This is a genomic window from Pseudoroseicyclus aestuarii, assembly GCF_003217255.1.
In the GTDB taxonomy this organism is placed as follows: Bacteria; Pseudomonadota; Alphaproteobacteria; order Rhodobacterales; family Rhodobacteraceae; genus Pseudoroseicyclus; species Pseudoroseicyclus aestuarii.
In genome coordinates, this window is sequence record NZ_QJTE01000011.1 from 1 (window position 1) to 19413 (window position 19413).

General features: G+C 66.8%; 24 protein-coding genes and 1 pseudogene. 3 read left to right on the plus strand and 22 right to left on the minus strand.

Annotated elements, in window-relative coordinates:
* Positions 1 to 89 precede the first annotated feature (89 nt).
* Positions 90 to 743: pseudogene (locus DFP88_RS15890) on the plus strand (IS3 family transposase); the annotation flags it as partial.
* Between the two features lie 331 nt (positions 744 to 1074).
* Here DFP88_RS15890 and DFP88_RS15895 read toward each other — a convergent pair.
* Positions 1075 to 3123 (minus strand): calcium-binding protein, encoded by a 2049-nt coding sequence (locus DFP88_RS15895; RefSeq protein WP_110815687.1) that lies wholly within the window; start codon positions 3121 to 3123, stop codon positions 1075 to 1077.
* Positions 3124 to 3874: 751 nt separating this feature from the next.
* On the opposite strand from DFP88_RS15895, the gene DFP88_RS15900 reads away from it, so the two are divergent.
* Both DFP88_RS15900 and DFP88_RS15905 read left to right on the plus strand, forming a co-directional pair.
* Positions 3875 to 4120, plus strand: a complete 246-nt coding sequence (locus DFP88_RS15900; RefSeq protein WP_110815688.1) for a type II toxin-antitoxin system RelE family toxin — start codon at positions 3875 to 3877, stop codon at positions 4118 to 4120.
* Between the two features lie 11 nt (positions 4121 to 4131).
* Positions 4132 to 4461, plus strand: coding sequence for a helix-turn-helix transcriptional regulator (locus tag DFP88_RS15905; protein ID WP_110815689.1), 330 nt, complete (start codon positions 4132 to 4134; stop codon positions 4459 to 4461).
* Between the two features lie 73 nt (positions 4462 to 4534).
* Here DFP88_RS15905 and DFP88_RS16925 read toward each other — a convergent pair whose 3' ends face one another.
* From DFP88_RS16925 to DFP88_RS16005, 21 genes are all read right to left on the minus strand, one after another.
* Positions 4535 to 4741, minus strand: a complete 207-nt coding sequence (locus DFP88_RS16925) for a hypothetical protein (protein WP_146227538.1) — start codon at positions 4739 to 4741, stop codon at positions 4535 to 4537.
* Positions 4738 to 4938, minus strand: a complete 201-nt coding sequence (locus tag DFP88_RS15910) for a hypothetical protein (RefSeq protein WP_110815690.1) — start codon at positions 4936 to 4938, stop codon at positions 4738 to 4740. Before DFP88_RS15910 ends, DFP88_RS16925 begins: the two co-directional genes overlap by 4 nt.
* 115 nt (positions 4939 to 5053) lie before the next feature.
* Entirely contained in the window at positions 5054 to 5362 is a 309-nt protein-coding gene (locus tag DFP88_RS15915) for a helix-turn-helix domain-containing protein (protein ID WP_181418687.1), read from the minus strand.
* A 132-nt stretch (positions 5363 to 5494) separates the two neighbouring features.
* Positions 5495 to 5755 carry a hypothetical protein gene (locus DFP88_RS15920; RefSeq protein WP_110815692.1) on the minus strand — a complete coding sequence of 87 codons (261 nt, stop codon included), beginning with the start codon at positions 5753 to 5755 and terminating at the stop codon, positions 5495 to 5497.
* Between the two features lie 147 nt (positions 5756 to 5902).
* Positions 5903 to 6700, minus strand: a complete 798-nt coding sequence (locus DFP88_RS15925; RefSeq protein WP_181418688.1) for a glycoside hydrolase family 108 protein — start codon at positions 6698 to 6700, stop codon at positions 5903 to 5905.
* A gap of 79 nt (positions 6701 to 6779) precedes the next feature.
* Complete coding sequence (locus DFP88_RS15930; RefSeq protein ID WP_110815694.1) at positions 6780 to 7583, minus strand: DNA adenine methylase; 804 nt, start codon at positions 7581 to 7583, stop codon at positions 6780 to 6782.
* Between the two features lie 153 nt (positions 7584 to 7736).
* The gene (locus tag DFP88_RS15935) at positions 7737 to 8165 is read right to left on the minus strand and encodes a hypothetical protein (protein WP_110815695.1); all 429 of its coding nucleotides are present in this window, start codon (positions 8163 to 8165) and stop codon (positions 7737 to 7739) included.
* Positions 8166 to 8477, minus strand: coding sequence for a hypothetical protein (locus tag DFP88_RS15940; protein ID WP_110815696.1), 312 nt, complete (start codon positions 8475 to 8477; stop codon positions 8166 to 8168).
* Positions 8477 to 8824 carry a DUF1353 domain-containing protein gene (locus DFP88_RS15945; protein ID WP_110815697.1) on the minus strand — a complete coding sequence of 116 codons (348 nt, stop codon included), beginning with the start codon at positions 8822 to 8824 and terminating at the stop codon, positions 8477 to 8479. Before DFP88_RS15945 ends, DFP88_RS15940 begins: the two co-directional genes overlap by 1 nt.
* The gene (locus DFP88_RS15950) at positions 8824 to 9162 is read right to left on the minus strand and encodes a hypothetical protein (protein ID WP_146227540.1); all 339 of its coding nucleotides are present in this window, start codon (positions 9160 to 9162) and stop codon (positions 8824 to 8826) included. The genes DFP88_RS15945 and DFP88_RS15950 overlap by 1 nt, the downstream gene beginning before the upstream one ends.
* Complete coding sequence (locus tag DFP88_RS15955) at positions 9152 to 9556, minus strand: hypothetical protein (protein ID WP_110815699.1); 405 nt, start codon at positions 9554 to 9556, stop codon at positions 9152 to 9154. Before DFP88_RS15955 ends, DFP88_RS15950 begins: the two co-directional genes overlap by 11 nt.
* On the minus strand, positions 9556 to 13668 hold the full coding sequence (locus DFP88_RS15960) for a phage tail protein (protein ID WP_110815700.1): 4113 nt from the start codon (positions 13666 to 13668) through the stop codon (positions 9556 to 9558). Before DFP88_RS15960 ends, DFP88_RS15955 begins: the two co-directional genes overlap by 1 nt.
* Positions 13665 to 14057 carry a DUF6950 family protein gene (locus DFP88_RS15965; RefSeq protein ID WP_110815701.1) on the minus strand — a complete coding sequence of 131 codons (393 nt, stop codon included), beginning with the start codon at positions 14055 to 14057 and terminating at the stop codon, positions 13665 to 13667. Before DFP88_RS15965 ends, DFP88_RS15960 begins: the two co-directional genes overlap by 4 nt.
* Positions 14057 to 14656, minus strand: a complete 600-nt coding sequence (locus DFP88_RS15970) for a hypothetical protein (protein ID WP_110815702.1) — start codon at positions 14654 to 14656, stop codon at positions 14057 to 14059. The genes DFP88_RS15965 and DFP88_RS15970 overlap by 1 nt, the downstream gene beginning before the upstream one ends.
* Positions 14653 to 15288, minus strand: a complete 636-nt coding sequence (locus DFP88_RS15975; RefSeq protein WP_110815703.1) for a hypothetical protein — start codon at positions 15286 to 15288, stop codon at positions 14653 to 14655. Before DFP88_RS15975 ends, DFP88_RS15970 begins: the two co-directional genes overlap by 4 nt.
* A gap of 4 nt (positions 15289 to 15292) precedes the next feature.
* The gene (locus DFP88_RS15980; RefSeq protein ID WP_110815704.1) at positions 15293 to 17617 is read right to left on the minus strand and encodes a phage tail tape measure protein; all 2325 of its coding nucleotides are present in this window, start codon (positions 17615 to 17617) and stop codon (positions 15293 to 15295) included.
* Positions 17610 to 17768, minus strand: a complete 159-nt coding sequence (locus DFP88_RS15985; protein WP_181418689.1) for a hypothetical protein — start codon at positions 17766 to 17768, stop codon at positions 17610 to 17612. The genes DFP88_RS15980 and DFP88_RS15985 overlap by 8 nt, the downstream gene beginning before the upstream one ends.
* Positions 17765 to 18193 (minus strand): GTA-gp10 family protein, encoded by a 429-nt coding sequence (locus tag DFP88_RS15990; protein ID WP_110815706.1) that lies wholly within the window; start codon positions 18191 to 18193, stop codon positions 17765 to 17767. The genes DFP88_RS15985 and DFP88_RS15990 overlap by 4 nt, the downstream gene beginning before the upstream one ends.
* Positions 18194 to 18197: 4 nt before the next feature.
* The gene (locus tag DFP88_RS15995; RefSeq protein ID WP_110815707.1) at positions 18198 to 18629 is read right to left on the minus strand and encodes a phage major tail protein, TP901-1 family; all 432 of its coding nucleotides are present in this window, start codon (positions 18627 to 18629) and stop codon (positions 18198 to 18200) included.
* A gap of 47 nt (positions 18630 to 18676) precedes the next feature.
* A complete protein-coding gene (locus DFP88_RS16000; protein ID WP_110815708.1) occupies positions 18677 to 19090 on the minus strand; it encodes a DUF3168 domain-containing protein in 414 nt (137 codons plus the stop codon).
* Entirely contained in the window at positions 19083 to 19379 is a 297-nt protein-coding gene (locus DFP88_RS16005; protein WP_110815728.1) for a hypothetical protein, read from the minus strand. Before DFP88_RS16005 ends, DFP88_RS16000 begins: the two co-directional genes overlap by 8 nt.
* Positions 19380 to 19413 lie beyond the last annotated feature (34 nt).

Here is a 19413-nt window from a genome sequence, read left to right on the forward strand (position 1 = left end):
GCGCCTCGGTGAAGCGGCTTTTCCTCATGTCGTCTGCTCCTTCGGGATGAAGCAAACTCTACATTGAACCGAGGGACGTTCCGGGGGGCAGGTCACACCTCCTACTGGGCCGAGAGGGCTGGCAGGTGAACTGGAAGAAACTCTACCGGATCTACCGTGAAGTAGGCCTGACAGTGCGCAAGCGTGGCGGTCGCAAGCGCGCGATCGGAACGAGGGCGCCGATGGCGATCCCGCAGGGGCCGAACCAGCGATGGTCCCTGGACTTCGTCTCAGACAGTCTGTCGGACGGGCGCCGGCTCCGGGTGCTCTGCGTCATTGACGACTACAGCCGGGAATGCCTGGCCGCGGTCGTGGACACCTCGCTGTCAGGGCAGCGCGTTGGCCGTGAGCTCGACAGCATCGCTCGGGTGCGCGGCTATCCATGCATGGTGGTCAGCGACAACGGCACGGAGCTGACCTCGAATGCCATTCTGAAATGGCAGGAGGATCGCAAGGTCGAGTGGCATTACATCGCGCCTGGGAAGCCCATGCAGAACGGCTTCGTCGAGAGCTTCAATGGCCGACTGCGCGACGAGTGCCTCAACGAGCACCTGTTCGCCAACCTGCGCCACGCCCGGGAGCTTATCTCGGCCTGGCGCGACGACTACAACCATTACCGCCCCCACACGAGCCTCGACGGGCTCACCCCGTGGGAGTATCACCAACGGTCAGTAGAGGACCAAACCCTGAACAGAGCGAACTAAAAACCGGGGACACTACGGGGAGCACGTCAACAACCACCTTAGTTCGTCAGTCGTTTAAAAAAATCGTGTGGCTCAAGCCGCTGCACGCTTAATATGCACCGAGTGACAGGCTGCAGGTAGATTTTTGACCTAGCGCGGTATCCCGCCTGAGAATTCCCTTCGTCAGTCGGGCTTAATGGCCTCAATTGCGGAGCGCAAAGAGCAGGCACCCATCCGTAGATGGGAGGCTTCAGTCATGGATGCCGAACCTCCGCTTCGACAAGCAGGGGTCGCTGCCTGGGTGCTCTCTCGTCGGTGTCCAACTCTCATATGCCAGCTCGGCACTGCAGCCTCAACCAAAGACGAAATTGCTCGGATCGACGAACGACTGCCAAGACGTTCCCTCGGCTACATCGACGAGTATGCGACCACCTGAACTGCTGGCCGCAAGCATGAAGTGAAGGTCACCGTTCAGGCGCACCTTCCAGGCAGAAAAGTCTTCGGAACTTTGAATGCCGAGCGACTGAGCAAAGGCTATCCGATCTATGCCGAGCTCGAAGTCCGCGACCCGATCGATCTGCTTACTCCTTTGCGAAAAGTTACCTTCAAGAACATTCCAGTCCTTCAGGTCGCCCGCTTTGAAAGCGAATATGTCTTGGCCAGCGCCCCCGAAGAGCAGATCGGCGCCGCCACCCGCGTCGAGATAATCGTTACCGCTGCCTCCACTGAGAAGATCATCGCCGCTAGCCCCGTAAAGGCGGTCGGATCCAGCTTGGCCGTGGATCTTGTCGGCGCCGTCTTGCCCGGCCAGCACATCATTCCCTCGGCCGCCTACCAGAAGGTCACTGCCGAAACCGCCAATCAATTGATCGTCGCCATCGCCGCCAGCAAGGTCATCTTCTCCGTCTCCGCCGTTCAGTATGTCGTGACCGAATCCGCCACGGAGCACGTCCCTTCCAGCCCCTCCTGCAATGACGTCATTGCCGTGACCGCCGTACAGGCCGTCTTGACCAAACCCGCCGAACAGCCTGTCATTACCGCTCTGCCCGGCGAGAACATCATTACCCACCGCGCCGTAGAGGCGGTCATCTCCAGTGTTCCCAGTCAAGCGATCATTGCCATGGTCTCCTGACATCGCATCGTTACCCATGCCGCCTTCGAGACTATCGTTGCCATCGCCACCGCGAACTTCGTCATTGCCCCGCCCACCGTCTAGCCGGTCGTCGTGACTCCCTCCGAAGATGCGGTCATTTCCGCCTTGGCCGTACACCTCATCACGTCCGTCTTGACCGGCGAGAGCGTCATCACCATCGCCTCCAAAAAGGCGATCGTTGCCTTTGTCACCATTCAGCCGGTCATCGTCTGGTCCGCCCCAAAGGCGATCGGCGCCAAAGCCCCCGTACAAATTGTCGATCCCTTTTCCACCCAGAAGACGGTCCTTTTCACTGCCGCCGAAAAGAAAATCGTCACCATCTTCACCAAACAGTAGGTCTTGGTCTAGCCCCCCTGCCAGCATGTCGTGGCCATTGCCGCCATAGACAGTGTCCGAGCCCTTGCCGGCATCGACAACGTCATTGCCGTCTCCCGCACCGATTACCGCCGCGGCTTCGACGATTAGTTCGCCCTTCGCATTCTTGCGCGTCACCAGCTCGTCGGAGATCCAGTCATTTAAGCCCGTCCCTTTGACCGACGGCAGGCCGGAACTCCGTACAATGACGTTTAGATCGGCCTCATTAAACATATAGGAAGGCACAAAGTTCTTTTGATCTACAAACTTAACAGTTTCAAGTTCTGATATATTGTTTGGCATCTCGCGAAAATGCGCTTCGTGACCACTGTAGCGCGAACCTTCGAGCGCGTAGAGCGCCTTATCATTAAAGCTGAGCCACTGCTGATTGAAGTAGTGAACAATCCTCAAACCGTCAGGCAAATTTTGGAGATCGATTTGCCTTCCTTCGACGTAGATCACATCACGTGAGTAATCGAAGTCGTCGATGCGACCCACTACCGGGCTATCAACGGCAGAGGTGTTTATGAAACTGTAGCGATTACTGCCACGACCGCCATAGACATGAGCACCTAAGGAGCCGCTCTTGTTGGTTAAATCAACGATAATGTGATCGTTACCTTCGCCTCCATGGATATGGACGACGCCCGGCCCCTCGTTGCGAGCGATGATGGTGTCGTTACCATCCTGACCGTGTAGTCCCGTAGCTCCACCAGTCGCAATTGCTACGAGACGGTCGTCGCCGCGTCCGCCGATCAGGATGTCCCCACCTCCGCCACCGATGAGTGTATCGTTCCCTTGGCCGCCTGAAATGTATTCATCATCGCCTGTGCCCTGGATGACCTCGTCACCCTGGTCACCTATAAGGCGGTGTCGTCCGCTGCCGTGTTCCATAGGTACTTTTCCTCATCTCTTGGCGCGCCTCGGCGACATCCTGGTGTGACGCGCCGTGCGTTGAAGCTGCGGACCCACACTGTGGCGATAGTGAGAGCCGATCGAAGGATAGGACTATGAGGAACGTCTTTTAATATTTGGTTCAACCGGCTACAGGGCATAAGCTGAATTCGATGGCCGGTCGCTTTGTGCGCCGGCTCGACATTCCCGTGCTACATCCCGCGGCCGCTATGAACTTCATCGGCTTTTCTGAACCGGAAGGACGTTCACGTGCGGCCAAGACGTGCCGCAGTCGCTGCACCGCGCCCGCTTCTCAAAAATCGGCCTAAGATACCCCCGGCAGCTCGCCACGCTTAACAGTAGCCGCGTGCCCGCACTGCCAGCATCGCCCCGCGGCATGAGTGGAGCCCGTCGAAAAGAGTGGTTCGCTCATGCCAGCGGCAGCAGCGGCTCGCCCAGGTGCTCTTTGTAAATCTCGAGCCAGTCGGCGCAGACCACGATCCGCCCCTGCCCCTCGATCGCGGCGCGCACGGCCGCGAGAGCGTTTAGGTGATCAACTAGTGGCTCGGTCGCGGCGCGAGCGCAGCTGGTGACGTCGGTAATAACGGCGACGGCGACCCGGTTGATCGTGACGAGCTTCTCCGGGCCAGCCAGCTGCCGCGCAGCGGTACCGCCAGCGCGACGAAGGTTATTTGTAGCTGAGAGCTACTACTGTCTTGTGCTATATGTAGCTATGCGCTACATATGACCTATGAAACAGATCACCTTCACCGGCGCCGCTCGCAAGACCCTTCGCAGGATGCCTGCCAACACGGCGCAGCGCATCATCGTCAAGATCGAGGCCTACGCGACAGACCCGGCGGCGCAGGCGAACAATGTCAAGGCGCTGCAGGGGCAGGACGCCATCCGTCTGCGGGTCGGTGACTGGCGGGTCATCATGATCGACGGAACGGTGATCGAAATCATCAAGATCGCCCCGCGCGGCGGGGCCTACTGAGAGGAGAGGCCATGACCGAAATGATTACAATCGAACGGGCCGAGTATGACCGGCTTGTTGCGCTCGCTGAGGACGCGGAAGACAACGCGGCGGTTGCTGCCCATCTTCGCGAACCCGAGGCCGGCATGCCGGCCGACCTTGTGAAACGAATGATCGCAGGGGAAAGCCCCCTGGCTGTCCATCGTGAATGGCGCGGCCTGTCCCAGACCGGGCTTGCAAAGGCTTCGGCGGTGCATCGCGTTCAGATTGCCGACATCGAGGCCGGCCGGCGGAACGGCTCGGTCGAGACGATGAGGAAGCTGGCCGATGCGCTGGATGTGGCAATCGACGATCTCGTGTAGGCGGCTATCTCAGCAGCCTCATGATGTTGTGCTCCGCGTTCGACCATCCATCCTACCGCATGGTCCTCAGTTGCTACATGCCCCACTTGCTCCTGGTGACCGGGAACACCTTCACATGCGGCCAGCCGGTGCCGCACTTTTGGCACCGGGCCCGGCGCTCGAACTCGGCGCCTGAAATGCCCGCCGGCAGACCGTTCGGCTTGACCGTGACCTCATGCCCGCACTGCCAGCATCGCACCTCGGCATGAGTGGAGTCCGGCGCGAAGAGCGGTTCGCTCATGCCAGCGGCGGCAGCGGCTCGCCCAAGTGCTCGGTGTAGATGTCGAGCCAGCCGGCGCGGTCCACGGTCCGCCCCTGCCCCTCGATCGCGGCGCGCACGGCCGCAAGAGCGTCCGGGTGATCGCCGAGCGCTTCAGTCGCGGCGCGGGCGCAGCTGGTGCCGTCGGTAGAAACGGCGATGGCGACTCGGACTATCATGACGCACCTCTAGCGAGAACAAGAGCGGAACGTAGCGCAAATATTCCAGAGGCCGCAAGCCTTTCGGCCGGCGCCCTCAAGTGCAGACTTGCAGAGCTCCAAAGGCCTGCACGGTTCAGGCAATCGCCTGATCTAAATAGGACTTCATCCCCTTCCACGGCACCTCCCAGCCTTCTGGAGTCTTGAGGCGGTAGCCGATGCAGGAACGGCATTCGACCTCCATCCCCTCGGGCAAGACCTTGCGCATGCGCTTGATGCTGGAGCGGATCGCACCGTTCGGGTCTGCGGACACGTCGCTCACCATATTGTCGATGAGCACCTCCATGGGCACGAAGTAAGGGCGCCGCTCTGCCAAAGCGATAAACACCGCTGCTTCAGCTCGTGCCAAGGGCATGTGAGAGGCCAGGATCGCGATCTTTTCCATCTGCTGTAGCATCTTCCTACCCCCTCGTGATGACGTTGAGGCTGCCGATATGGAAGCCGGTGGTCTCGTTGAAGTCGACCCGCGGGTCGCCTAGGAGCCCGACGTAGCCGGAGCGGGCAGTGATGGACCAAATCATTCAGCCGCCCTCCCCCCGACCCACGCCCTGAACACCGAGGCGCCACCGCAGAGGGTTTCGCCCCAGCCGCAGGACAGCGCCGTCAGCAGCGCCTCCCCCGTGCGGCGGCTATGCGGCCCGCCGTCGTCTAAGAGCGCGCCGGCATGGGCGCGGCGCAGCTCGGCCGAGGCATCCCGCACGGCGGCGTCATTGGCCGGCGTGACGTCGCAGCCGCTCGAGCACAGCGTCATCGTCAGCAGGAGGGTGCTGCAGCGCATCGTCGATCCTTTCTCTGGTCTGGCGGTAAGCGGTTGCGTCCTCGAGGGCGCGGCTGCGCTCGGCGTCGCCGCGGCCCGCGAGGTATAGGGCCGCGGCCGCGGCGATGACGCCGGCGAAGAGGGCGCAGGCGAGGATCAGGCGCGGGCTCACGCCCGAGCCCGGCGCAGCAGGTAGACCATCGCCCCGATCGCCACGATGACCAGGACGGCCGCGAAGGCGAACTGCACCGGCCCGTCGCCCTGCGCCGCGGTGGCCACGCCGGCGAGCACGCTGCCGGCGCCGGTCAGCGCGGCAGGGTTCTGCAGGGCGTCCGTGATCGAGGCGGTGACGCGCTCCTCGCCGATGCCCTTGGCGCTCTCGTTGGCCGGGGCCTGGCGCTGCGGCTTGATGACGGCCTGCTCGCCGATCGAGGCCCAGGCAACAGCCTGCGCGCGCACCTCGCCGACGCGGCGGGTCCAGCCTCGGCCGAACCGGGGCCAATGCTTGAGCCGTCGCAGGAAGGCCATGCGCCGGTCGCAAAAGCCGCGGATCAATGCCTCGCTGGAGCGGCTGGCGTTGGCGGCCGAGAGCGTCACCTCGCCGATCACCCCGTCGACCTCGCGCCCCTTGAAGCCGAGCGCCTCCTGCAGCCAGCGCGCGGCGCGAGCCGGGCCGCTGTTCACCGCCGCGTCGAAGACGCAGTAGGCCAGCCCCACCGGCAGGCGATCGGCCTGCACGACGTTCCAGTATTGCTCCCGGTAGATGGCCGCGACCTCGGCATCGCTGATGGCGCGGACGTCCCGGCTGGGCCGGTCCCGCATCCGCAGCCAGGCGGTGTAGGTGTTCTGTGTGATGCCCTTGTTCGTGGCGCCGCCGGGGTCGGCCGGGTCGTTCACGTAGCCGCCCTCGTGCGCGAGGATCAGCGGCAAGGCTCGGTCGAAGCGGTCGAACTCGAGGTCGGTCATGGGTGCGCCTCCTTTGCGCATGAAAAAGGGCGCCGCCGACGATGTGTCGGAAGCGCCCGGAGCTGCTGAGACAGTCAGGTCAGCCGTGGATGATCAGCTCGGCGCGCTCTGTCTGCGCCTCGCCCTTGGCAATCGTGTAGGTGGTCTGCACCGCCTCCATCTCGAAGCCGGCAAAGACCTCCCGGATCTCCGGGACATCGTTGATCGAGAGGATGAAGCGGCCCTTGAGGCCGCGCAGGGCTTCCGCGATCTTCGCGAAATCGTCCCGCGCGAAGATCGCCTTGCCGTAGTCGTCCTCGCCGCCCCAGTACGGCGGGTCGAGGTAGAACAGCGCCCCTTCGCCGTCATAGCGCTCCAGCAGCTCGGCCCAGGGCAGGCATTCGATCAGCACACCCGACAGCCGGGCATGGACGTCCTCGAGCATCGGTTCGAGCGTCGTCAGGTTGAACCGTGCAGGCTGTTCGCGGGCGATGCCGAAGGACCGGCCCGTCGCCTTCCCGCCGAAGGCGGTGCGCTGCAGGTAGAGGAATCGCGCGGCCCGCTCGAGGTCCGTGAGCGTCGTCGGATCGACCCGCGTCAGCCGTTCGAACTCCGCCCGTGTCGTGAGCTGGAACCGCAGCACCTCGAGGAACTGCGGATAGTGCCGCTGCAGGATGCGGAACAGCGTAGCGATATCGCGGCTGATGTCGTTGATGACCTCCGCCCGCGGCCGGGACCGACGGCGCAGGAAGATGCCGCCCATGCCGATGAACGGCTCGGCGTATAGGGTGTGCGGGATCTGGTCGATCATCGAGACCAGGCGGCGCGCCAGGTTGCGCTTTCCGCCCAACCAGGGAGCCACCGGCTCGACCGTCGAACACAGCGTGAACATATCGGTTTGCATGTCGGGTAGAATCGCTCCAATTGAGCCGCTCCTCACGTGGGGAAGGGGGCGGCCTGAAGCTATGCGAGGTCGGCGGGGTCGCAGTCACACGATGGCCCCGTGTCGAAGGGTTGCAGCCCTTCGGCCCCCCGAAGGGGGATGCCTGCCGAGCGGCTACCGCTTGGGGCGCGGCGCTTTGAGGGTTTCGGCCATGGTCTTGGCAAGCTGCGGGTCCGGGCTCTGCACCGCCCGGGCGAGCGCCTGCACCTTGGCCTCCGCATTGGCAGCGCGGTGGCGCCAGCTCGGGCTGTCATAGAGGCCCGGGTGATCAGGATCGTCCTTGCCGAGCCGGTGATTGCGGATCGCGAGGCCGACCAGGAACAGCGCCAGCCCGCCCTTCGAGACGACGATCATCGCCTCGGAGGCGCCGGAGAAGTTGCGACCGAACATAGTGACCAGGATCGACATGCCGATCACGCCGAGCGTGGCGGCGATGAACTTGCCCGGCGGCGTCGAGACCGCGAACTGGTGGGCCGTCCACCAGCACAGGACGATGGCGAGGACCGAGGTGACGTTGTGCAGGATCAGGATCGTGCCGGTCATTCATTTACCCTCCAGAGGAAGCACACGGTTGCGCAGGGCCCGAACGGCGGTGATGCCGCCTTCGCCCATCAGGAACCCGCCGGCGAGGTAGGCATAGACGCCGGCGCCGGTGGTGGCGTCGATGACATGGCCCAGCACGCCGCCGAGGAAGATCGCCGAGACGGCGCCGGCCGACCCCTCCACGGCCCGGCGCTTCCAATGCGCCTCGGCCGCGAAGACCGAGCGCACGAAGGCGCCGCCGGCGCCGGAGATGATCAGGGCGATCATGTTGTCCGGCAGTCGGCTCAGCAGGCCGGCAATCCAATCGTTCATCAGCTCCACCTCCAAAGGCTGACGGCCAGCCACATCGCCAGCCGGCGCAGGCGCCCTACCCCGTCCGCGGCCAGCGCCTCGTTGAATACTGCTGCCGCGGTGACCCGGGCCCAGCCGTCCTCGAGGAGCCAGTCGTGCAGCGCCGCGGCCTTGAGGTAGCGGGCATCGCGCGGGCTCACGATCCAGCGCAGGCCGCGCGGCACCGACACGTCGAAGACGAAGCCCGGCGGCACAGTCACAGCCGGCCCACCCTCGCGGCCGATCTCCCAGCGCAGTGGCACGGTGACGCGGTAGCGCAGCCCTTCGGCGAGCTCGTACCAGGCGGCGGCGGCGGTGTAGGCGCTCATCAGAAGGCCCCCGCGAGCGCGACCACCTCGGCCGAGGGGGCGGGCCAGTGCGCGTCATCGCTGGGGTCGCGATTGTCGCCCGGCTCTTTCATGGCCTCGGCAACACCGCGCATGGCGGTAATCCAGGCGAGGCCGGCCTTGTAGACGATGACCTGCGAGGCCGTCAGAAGGTCGCCGGCCGCAGCGCCGGCCAGGTTCAGCTGTGCGGCTTCATCGACCACGGCGACGATGCGGCGGCGGCACTCGTCGTTCACGATGACCCGGCGTCCTTCCTGCCGCGCGACGGCAGCGCGCGCTTCCGCAGCGGCGACGCGCGCTGCATCCCGTTCAACCCTCATGGCTGACCCCCCACGATCTGGCGATATACTCCCGCGGCCCTATCAGCGTGACGCGGTAGCGCGCAGGCTCTGTGATCTCGAGCAAGATTGAGCCGCCCGCATCGGCGACGAACCAGCCGATCTGGTAGGCTGCGCTCAGGTCGTCGACCTCTGCGGCGGCACCGGCCGGCAGGCCCTCCCAGTGCAATACCAGGGCACCGTCGTCGGCCTCGCCCTGGATCGGGTCCGCAAAGGTCGGGCGGCGCTCCCAAACGCCGCCGGGGCGCCACCAGGCGTCGATCTCCAGCGGCTCCGCCTCGGGCGGTGCAGGCTCCCAGCCCTCGGGCGGCACAGGGCCGATCCCCGACTGGGCGATATGCTCGCCATCCATGACGACATAGGCGATCCGTTCCATCACACCCTCACCGAACTGATGGTCAGCCGTATGTTCCGAAACTGGAAAACGTTGCCGGGGTAGGACGTGCTGGCGTTGTTCGGGTGCTGCGCGACGATCCGGAACTGCCAGCCGTCCAGCGGCTCCCCTATCACCTCCACGCACCCGGCTTTCGTCCAAAGAGAGGAGGGAGATTCACGCCGTATATCGACCCAATTGCTCCAGTCAGCACCCGGGCGGCGGCGGCGGTACTGCACCAGCTCATCAGGGGAGATCGGATAGTCCTCTCGCGACTCGTACAGGATCTGCGCCGTGTAGACGTACCCATCGTCCGTGGGTCCGTACACTTGGCTCGTCCAGATGGTCGCCGCCCCTTCTCCCGTCGAAGTGATCACGGTCGGGTGGGTCTCGCCCAGATAGTCCGACACGGCGCCCTGCGTCATGGAGTTGCGAACGATCAGCTTGTTGAACTCGGCGTTGCCGCCGGCACCGATGCGCCAGCCCCGCACTCCCGAGAGGAAGTTGCTCGACTTCAGCTCGCCGCCGAAGACGGCGAGACCAGCGACGTTCATGCTCAGCACGTCGAATAGCTCGGCCGTCAGCGTTCCCGCGACGAGCAGCTCGCCGCCGGTCATCCGGCGCAGCTCCATCTCGTCGAGCCAGGCGGCGCCGGAGGTGCCGTCAGCCCAGAAGGCCACCTGCAGCTTGGAAACGCCCGCCGGGATGATCAGCTCGAACTCGCGCCGGAACCAGGTTGCCTTCGGGCCATTGCCGAAGACCACCTCCGCGATCAGGTTGCCATTCTGATCGCCGAAGCGGACCTTCGTGTTGGCCCCACCGTCGAAGTTGGACGACAGCCGCGCCCAGAAGACCAGGCGGAACCGGTTGCCGGGGCTGCAGGTGATATGCGCGGCCGGGTACAGGCGCGCACCGCCCAGCATCTTCAGCGAGTGGGTGCCGTTGTGCACGAAGTCCGCGGCCCAGAAGGCGCGGTCATTGCCCGCCAGGTCGAAGGGGATCGCGTCGATCTCCTCGAAGTCGCAGCCGGCGAGGTAGTTGGTCTGATCGGTGATGACCATCTGCCGCGAGTAGACCGTGCCGCCGAGCAGGATGTCCCCCGCCGACAGCTTCGCAACCGAGTAGGATTTGCCGTTCGGGTCGTGGGCCGTCATCAGGTCCAGAAGGGACACCTCGCCCCCCGACTGCGCCCTGAACATCACCCCGGCCTTCAGGGCGCCGTCGATGTCCGCGATGGCTGTCTCGGTCGTGGAGACCCGGTTGCGCACACCGTCGACAGTGCCGTTGATCTCGCGCTTCAGGCCAGCAAGCGCAAGTTCGCTGTTCTGCGTAGTGATGTACTCTTCGGAGATATTGGCGGCGAGGCCCCCGACCTTGTCGTCGATCTCCGTGCCGAGGTCCCTGCGGATGGCGCTCAGCGCCCCCTCGGTGTCCACCTTCGTGAGGTAGCTTTCCTGCAGGTGAGCCGTGAACGTCTCATTCACCAGCCCGTTCCCCACCTCCTCGTCGGTCACTGTGAAGACGGAGACCCGGTGCAGCGCGATGCCAGAATCCAGCACCTCCTCTCCGAAGGCCGAAGAGCCGTTCCGCACCGACACCCGGTTTCGGATGAAGGTGCCGGTGATGCCCTTGGGCTTCTTGAAGACCGCGCTGTAGAAGTAGCGCGCCCCCTTCCGCTGCGCCTTGGAGAGGAAGCTGATCGAGGGCGCGAAGTCGCCGTCGGTGGTGGTCCATATGACCGTGACGCCGCTGCCGTGGCGGTTGCCGCTGACGAGGCTGAAGTCGATCTCGACGCGGATGTAGTCGAGGTCCGAGGGACCGATCCAGTCGTCGCTGTCGCTGTCGTAGAAGATCGCGCTGTAGCTGCCGCCCGCGCTGCGCGTCGTCAGGGTCTGACCGATCGGATAGACCGCATTCGCAGCGGCGGTCACCTGCCCGGCGACGTCGGTGTAGACCTGGTACGTGCCCGCCTGCATGAACTGCGACCGCAGCAGCGTATCGCCCCGCGCCGCCGTGCTGACGGATTGCTCGGATCGGTTATAGGCGACGATCGCCTGCGAGTTGGCGCTCTCGGCTTCCTGCCGGGCCGCCGCTGCCGCTGCGAGCGCGGCCTCCATGCCGTCGTCGAGATCGTCCCGCAGCGTCTCGTATTGCGCCTGCGCCTCGACAGCGCCCGCCGCCCCGAGGTCGATCTTCTCCCGGATCGTGGTCGCGAGGTCGCGCTCTTCCAGGAACACGGCGGCGGTGCGCACCGAGATCCAGCCGGACCAGGCAACTGCCCGCTTAGCCGCGCCAACCTGCACCAGGTATTCGGTATCGGGCAGCAGGCCGTCGATCAGGGTCTGGCCGGCGCCGACCACATCGGTCGAACCGTTGTCGATGATCTGGTCCGGCGCGACGCGCCAGCGGTACTGCACCGACTTGATCCCCGGCTGCGGCACGCTCCACCGGATGCGGATGCCGGGGCGCCGGTTACGCCCCGCCTGATCCTTGATGGTCACGGCATCGACGACGAGCCCCGGCAGCACCACCGGCGCGGTACGGCGCACCTCCGAGGAGGGCGGCGCCGCCGGCTTCAGCGTGATGTTCGGATCGTAGTCCGCGGGATCGACCTCCCGCAGCGCCAGCGTCACGCACAGCGTCTGCGGATCATGGGCCACCTCGGCGATCTCGAAGAGCTTGGCGCCATAGAGGTTGCGCGCGCTGCTCCAGGTGATCGTGTCGAGCGGCACAAGGTAGCCGAACTCGGGCGGCAGCGTGATCGTGTGACGGCGCTGGCGGCGGGCGTCCTTGAGCCACATGGCCATGAGGCGCTGCACCTGGTCCGGGTACGGGCAAGCGCCCAGGTCGAGACTGCCGACCAGCCGCGGCCCGTCCTCCGCCTCGGCCTCGAGGTCAAAGCGCGGCGGCGCCTCGCTGGCGTTCCACTGCTGCGCGGGATCGGGGAAGGTTGCGCGGACAGCGTTGACGGTCTCGGCCATGCCGCGGAAGGGATCGAGGTCCTGCGGCTTGCTGCGCAGGATGTCCTCGTCGGTGATCGAGGCGACGGGAAGGCCCGGCTCGCCAACCCGGATGATCCAGGACCCGCCGACCTCGGCCACCTCGGCCGCGCAGGTCGTCGACAGCTCGGCGATCACATCGAGGGGCGTCTCGCCGCCATCCTCGGGCGTGGCCATGTGGACCTCGTAGCCGGCCCGGTAGCGCGGGGCGCCGTCAACGACCTGGTCGCAGGCATCCATCGCAGCATGCCAGACCTCGGCCGGCAGATCGGCTTCGGGCACCCCAAGGCCATAGGTGCCCCCGCCCGGCAGGGCGATGCCGCGCAGCAGGTTCCAGATCATCACCGCCGGGTTGCGGGTAAAGGCCACGGTGCCGGTGCGCGGATCGTAAAGCGGGATGCCGTCGATCTCGAAGAGCGGCTCCGGCTGACCCGCCCAGAGATCATCGTCCACCTCGTAGGCGAGGATGGCATACGGGATGTTCCGGCCGATCATGTCGGCGGTCCAGGGCCGCTCCTTGTGGGTCTTGAAGCGGTCGACGAGCACCGGCGAGGCGGCGGTCTGCGTGCCGCGGTAGAACCAGACGCGCAACTCGGGAAGGTCGAAACTCGTCAGAATGTTGTTCTTGCCAGCATATTCGGGGCGGCTGTCAAGGTCCGGCTGGGCACCCTCGCCCGAAGTCAGGTCGCCGAGCAGAGTGTCGCCTGGGGTGAAGCTGTCGCCGTTGACCCAGACCCGGCGAAGCGCCGTCACCGGCAGGTCGCCGACGTCGTAGACGGCGTAGCGGTAGGCGTTGTCGAGCTTGTCAGCATGGCCGGTCGCATAGAACGGCGCCACCAGATTGCCCCGTGTGGCGTAGGTGCCGAGGATGAAGGACTGCGGCGTCGTGCCGCCCTTCGTCGAGACCTGCGTCCGGATGCCCGGGGCCGAGGTGCTGTTCGCCGCCTTCCGCTGCAGGGCATTGCCAAGCATCGACATGCCGATGCCGACCCCCACCTGAACCGCAGCGGCGGCGAAGCCCGTGAGGCTGAAGGCGGTGATGATCGCCGAGGCCGGATCGGCCGCGGCCGGCGCCGGGCTCAGCAGCAGGGCCAGCAGGATCAGGACGAAGGTCATACGCGGAACGCTCGTGTCATGGTGGCGCGGTCGGCCATGGCAAGCCCATCGGCGCCCGGCACATAGATCAGCCGCCCCTGGACGATGCCGAGGGCGGTATTCTCGAGGACGGCCAGGTCCCCTGCCCCGGCTACGACCGGCGCGATCTCGGGCAGCACATCGGCGAAGCGGCCGACGTGATCTTCAAAGCCCTTGGCCCGCGCCGCGCGCAGGCCTGCGGCCCGGCTGCGGTAGCCGCGGAAGCCGCGGGCAAGGTCGGTGCCTGTCATCGCCTCGATCGCCGCCGCGGCGAAGAGCGCGCAGTCCCAGCGGCCATAGGCGAAGGGCCTCTGCCGCGCGTCCTCGATCATCGCCGCAAGTCGCGGCCGCCAGTCCGTCAGCCGCTCCATCAGCGTTTCCCCCAGGCGTCGGAGGCCGTGTCGCCCAGGTCTCCGAACCGCCGGAAGCGATCGCCCGGATGCCGTTCCTGCTGCGACTGGTCGCTCTTCTTGCCGTTGCGCGTCAGGGTGCCCCGGCGGGCACTGGAGACGAGCCTCAGCCCCATGGAGGCATCGCCCCCGTCGATGGCCGGCGTCGAGATCGGCGAGCCATCAATCGAGACCCGTAGGTCGCGGCGGATGCCGAGCAGCACCTCGCCCTCGGGGTCATAGAGCGCGGTGTGCACCTCCGCCGTGCCGAACCGCGTATTGTAGCCGCGCAAGACCGCTTCGGCCTCGGGCGTCACCATCAGCTTGGCCTCGCTGCTGCGGATGCCGGTGCCGACCTTCGAACGAGCCTCGGGCAACGCCAGGCCGCCCTGGGCGCCGTAGTAGGTCCGGCTCTCGCCCTCGACGACGAATGTATCGTCCTGGTCCCCGGTCCAGAAGCCGACCGAGAAGGGCGCGCCCGCCAGCGTCTTGATCTTGAGCCAGAGCAGCCGGCGCGGCGCGATGGCCTTGCGCGCGGCGAGGTGCGCCTGTGCGGCGGCGGGCCAGAAGGCGAGGGTCATCGCAGGGTCTGCCTCCAGTCGAAGGTCACCGCGTCAGTGACGATGGCGCGGTGCGTTGCGCGGCTGAGGCTGCCGGGCAGCATCACCGCCTTGCAGACAGGGGCGCGCAGGGCCACGGCGAGGCCCGCGGCAACGCCCGGCCGCAGGGCTGGCGTCACCTCGAACCAGCCGGTCGCGCCGCCGCCATCGGCCACCGCCGGCTCCACCAGCTGATGCAGCGCCCGCCTCGAGGGTCCGGAGCCATAGGTGAAGGAAAGGAACCGGCCCCGGTGCAGCACGGTGCCGGCGGCGAGCCCGGAGAGGCGCAGCTCTCGCCCGCCCCGCATGGTCAGGATCTGGGCCGCCTTGTCGTCCGGGGCCGGGTCCATGTGGACCGGCGATGCCAGAAACGAGGCGCGCGCGTCCTGCAGCACCCGAAGCCGGGACAGCAGCCGCTCGGCCAGCGAATGGCGCTGCGCAACGATCGTCACTGACCCGCTCCAGAGGCGCGGGCCGATGTCGGCCCGGATGATCTCGCCGCCGCCGGTCTCGTTGGTCTCGACCGCCTCCGACAGATCGAACTGCGTCTCGATCCAGAGACCGGCCAGGTCGTCGAAGAGCGCCGGCAGATCGAGCGGGAAGGTCAGCGCCATCGGATCAGTCCTCGTGCGGGTTCTGGACCGCGCGGCGAGCCCGGCCGTTGAAGGCGGCGTCGCGCTGCGCGTTATTCTGCCGGATCATCGCCCCGGCGGTGTTCTGGACGGTCTCGACCGTCACGCCGTCAGCAGCGCGCAGCACCAGCTCGACCGTGCCGCTCTGCCCGCCCTGGCCTCCGGCCGCGCCCCGCAGGGCCGCCTGCGCCTGCGGCACGTTCAGCACGGCACCCGATTGCGAGGGGACCATGACCTCGCTGCGCGGCGTGTTCTCGTTGATGAGGTATGGCTGGCCCGCCTGCACCGCGCCGCCGGTCGCTCGCCGGCCGCTGAGGGCGGAGCCGATGGACCCGAAGATCGCACCAGCCGCACCGCCCCCGCCGGCGGCCGAGGTCGCCGCCCTCTGCATCTGTACCTTTGCAAGCTGCAGGAGGAGCTGCCCCAGCGCGTCGCGCGCCGATGTCGAGCCGTCGATGATCCCGCCGAAGAGGTCGGTCATGGCATCGGCGCCGCGCTGCGCGTTCTCGTTGATCCGGTCCAGCCGATCGGCGGCAGCATCCGCGGCGTCGCCGGCGGAGCTGTAGGATTCGGCCAGCGCGTCGATCTCGGCGCGCAGGGCGGGCGTGATCTCCTGGCCGGAGGCCTGCGCGGCATAGAGCAGCTCGGCGCGCTTGCGGGCATAGGCCAGGGCATCGCCGACCTCCCGGCCGCTCTCGGCCACGGCGACCAGCTCGACGGCCTCGGCCTCGAGCTTGGCGATGCTCTCGCGGGTCGCCTCCAGCTCGCGCTGGTAGTCGCTCTTCTCGGCCGAGCCCCCGCCACCCCCGCCGCCGGAGCCGGAGCCCCGAGAGCCGCCGCCGCTGCCACCACCGCCGTCCGCGATGATCGGGGGCAGCGTGATCGCCTGGCGGGCCTGCGGTCGCGTGGCCGGAACCTGCGGCTCGGGAGCAAGCTGCGGCTCCAGCCGGTCCTCGTAGGAGCTGACCCGCCGCGCATCAAATGGCACCGGAACGGAAGGCAGCGCTGCGACAGCGGCATTCGTAGACACGGCTTGCTGCGCGACGGCAGCGAGCTGTCCGACCAGCCCCTGCAGAGCCAGGCCAACCTGGAAAAAGTTGACGCCGTCGATCCCCTGAAGCGCATCGACCGCAGACGCTGCCTCGCCCTGCACGTCCGTCAGCCGCTCAGCCATCTCCTGAGCTTCTGGCCCGCCCTCGCGCAAGCCTGCGGAGACGGCGACCAATTCACCGGCGATGCGGTGCAGGTTCGTAGCTTGCTCGCCGTAGCCAGCCTCTCTCAGAGCGCCTGCCTGCCCTCGTAGCGCCTCAGCGACCAGCTCAGCTCGATCGGCCAGAATGCCGTACTGAACGTTCAGCATGTAGGCGTTCTCGGCGGCATCGATCAACTCTTGCGACCCCGCGTTCTCGATCGAGCCGTTGCCGAGCGGCTGGTCGGCGGCGTCCCTCAGCCGCTGATAGAGGTCGATGATCTCCTCGGCTTCGTCCCGGCGCTCCTCGAGGGCGTCCCCGAAGTCAGCGACAGCACTCACCCCCTCGACCGTGATCGTCTTGAACATGGCGCCGAGGCTCGCGGCGATCTCCGAGAAGCGGCGATCCAGCTCCGCCGCCTTCTCGATCATCTCCTGGTCCATCACGGCGCCGACCTCGTGCGCCCGCTCGATCGTGCGCCGCAGCCCCTCGTCGCCCTGGTCGATCAGCTCGACGAAGCGCTCGCCGCCGGTGCCGCCGAAGACTTCGTCGGCGATCCGGATGCGGGCCGCCCTGTCCATGCCTTCGAGGCGGTCGACGATCTCGAGCATCAGCTCGGACGGGTCCTCGAGGCGCCGCTTCAGGTACTCGGCGCCCAGCCCCAGACGCGCGAAGGCATCCGCACCGGCCCCGGTGCCCGTGGTGATGAATTCGTCGGCGCGAAGCTGCAGCTCCTTCATCCCGTCGACCAGGCTGTCGACACCGATGCGGTTCTGTTTGGCGACGAACTTCAGCTCCTGGAAGCGGTCGAGGTCGAGGCCGGCCCGCCGCGCCTCGTCCCCGATCGCAGCGATCCCGCTTACCGTGGCGCGTAGCTGTGTGGTGACCGCCGCAAGAGCGCCGGCGAACACACCTGCCACGGCGCCCTTGGCGAGGCCTCCGATCGAGTTGCTGATCTTCGACAGGTTGCTGTCGATCGCGCGGCTGGCCCGACTGACGTCGCGATCGGCCTGCTTGCCGAACCGCGCGATCAGCTTGTTGTTGCGGTCCATCGCCCGGTGAAAGTCGCGGTCCCGCGCCTGCAGCAGGATGGCAATCCGCTGTGTCTCTTCGTCAGCCATCAGGATACCGCCGCTTCAGATCGTCCATTTGCGCGGCCGTGGGCGCCGCTGGCAGCGGGCCCTCGCCCTGCGCCTCGTTCCAAGCCGTCACCAGCAGCGCCGTCTCCGCCGGCGTCAGCGCCCGCATCTCCGCCGGCAGACGGCCCATCACGCCGCAGAGGTTCCGGATGCGGGCTTCGGCGCCGTAGCGCCCGTCGCCGCCTTGCGCCCGACGCGCGATCCACCCTCTTTTTTTTTATCCGCCCGGGTCAGCGCCTCCGGGTAGAAGGTGACGCCGAGCAGCCGCTGCGCGATCTCGCGCAGGCGCGGGTTCTGATCCGGCCCCAGCGCTGCGACGGTCTCGTCGGCCATGCGGTCGCTCATGCCGCCACCGACCAGCCCGAGCGCGATCAGGTCCCGGACGTGGCGCACCTGCGGTGCGCCGCCGTGGCCGTAGAGCTGATCCCAGAACGCGAAGATGCCGAAGGGCGCGTATTGCACCTCGAAGCGCTCGATCTCGCCGTTGCGCAGGAGGAGCCGGCGGGGTTGCCCGCCGATCTCCTCCTCGAGGACGGGCGATGTAGTCTGGATCGCCATCGGATCAGGTTGCCGCTTCCGGCGCCCACTCGACCGGGCCGGAGCTGTTCAGCGTCAGGCTGTAGGTCATGCCGCCCTCCTGCTCGCCGCCATACTCTTGGCTCGCGAGGTGGAAGCTGCCGGTGAAGGTGCCGAAGTCGGGCAGGATGATCTGGAACTGCGCGATACTGTCGGCCGCCATCGCCAGGTCGATGAGCTTCTTCTCCGCCGCGCTGTCCTCGAAGAGGCCATTGCCGGAGACCGAGACCCGCTTCGTGCCGCTCAGCACCTCGGTCCAGAGCGGCCCGCCCGGCTCGTCACAATCGGCGGTCGTGACGTCGATCTCGTTGTTGTTGACGGTGACGGTCTTGGTGGTGAGACCGCAGAGGGTCGCGTAGGCGCTGCTCCCGGTGGCGATCTTCACGAGCAGCAGGCGGCCAAGCTGTTTACCAGCCATGTCGAGGTCCTTTCAAAGATGAAGCCTTGCCCAAGGGCGATGGGGCATCAGGTGCCGAGCACCGCCTGGAAGGCGGCGGGGGCGACGTAGCTCTTGCCGTCCGGCGCGCGGGCGGCGGTCGAGGTGACGAACTGCACCCAGCGAAGCGACAGTCCCTCGACCGGGACCGCCTCCGCCCGCTCGTCGAGGCAGGCGATGACGGCGCCGGCTATGCGCGAGGCCTCGACCCGTCCGGCATCCGGCCGTGAGTGCGCTTCGATCGAGAAGGCGACGTCCCAAGCCTTCGCGCCGTCGCTGCGCAGCGGCCCGAGGTCGATGCTGCCGAGACGCAGGTAGGGGAAGGCGACGTCCGAGGGCGGCTCGTCGTAGACCCGCTCGCCGACCAATGCGGAGACGGTCGGATCGCGGCGCAGCGCCATCACGAGGCCGCGCTGCAGTGCGGTGGCGGGATCGTCAGCCACCGGTGAACACCCGCGCAACCGCCTTCTTCATCGCCCGCTTCGCCCGGTTCCGATGGCGCTTGCGGGAGACCTTGAGGGCCGGGTTCACGAAGGCGCGCGGGCCGCGGTCGCCTTCCGTCACCTTTGCCTTGGCGCCGAAGTCCACCAGGTGGCCGTCGTCCTGCGGCGTGACCGTGATGTCGGCCTTATGCTCGCCCTTGCCGGGATGCAGGACGCGCGCGATCCGCGCCAGCTCCTGCGCCGACTTCGCGTTGGCCGCATCGACCTCGCGCTGCACCTCGCGCGGCATGCGCCGCAGGCGGGCGCCAAGCTTGTCGGCCCCT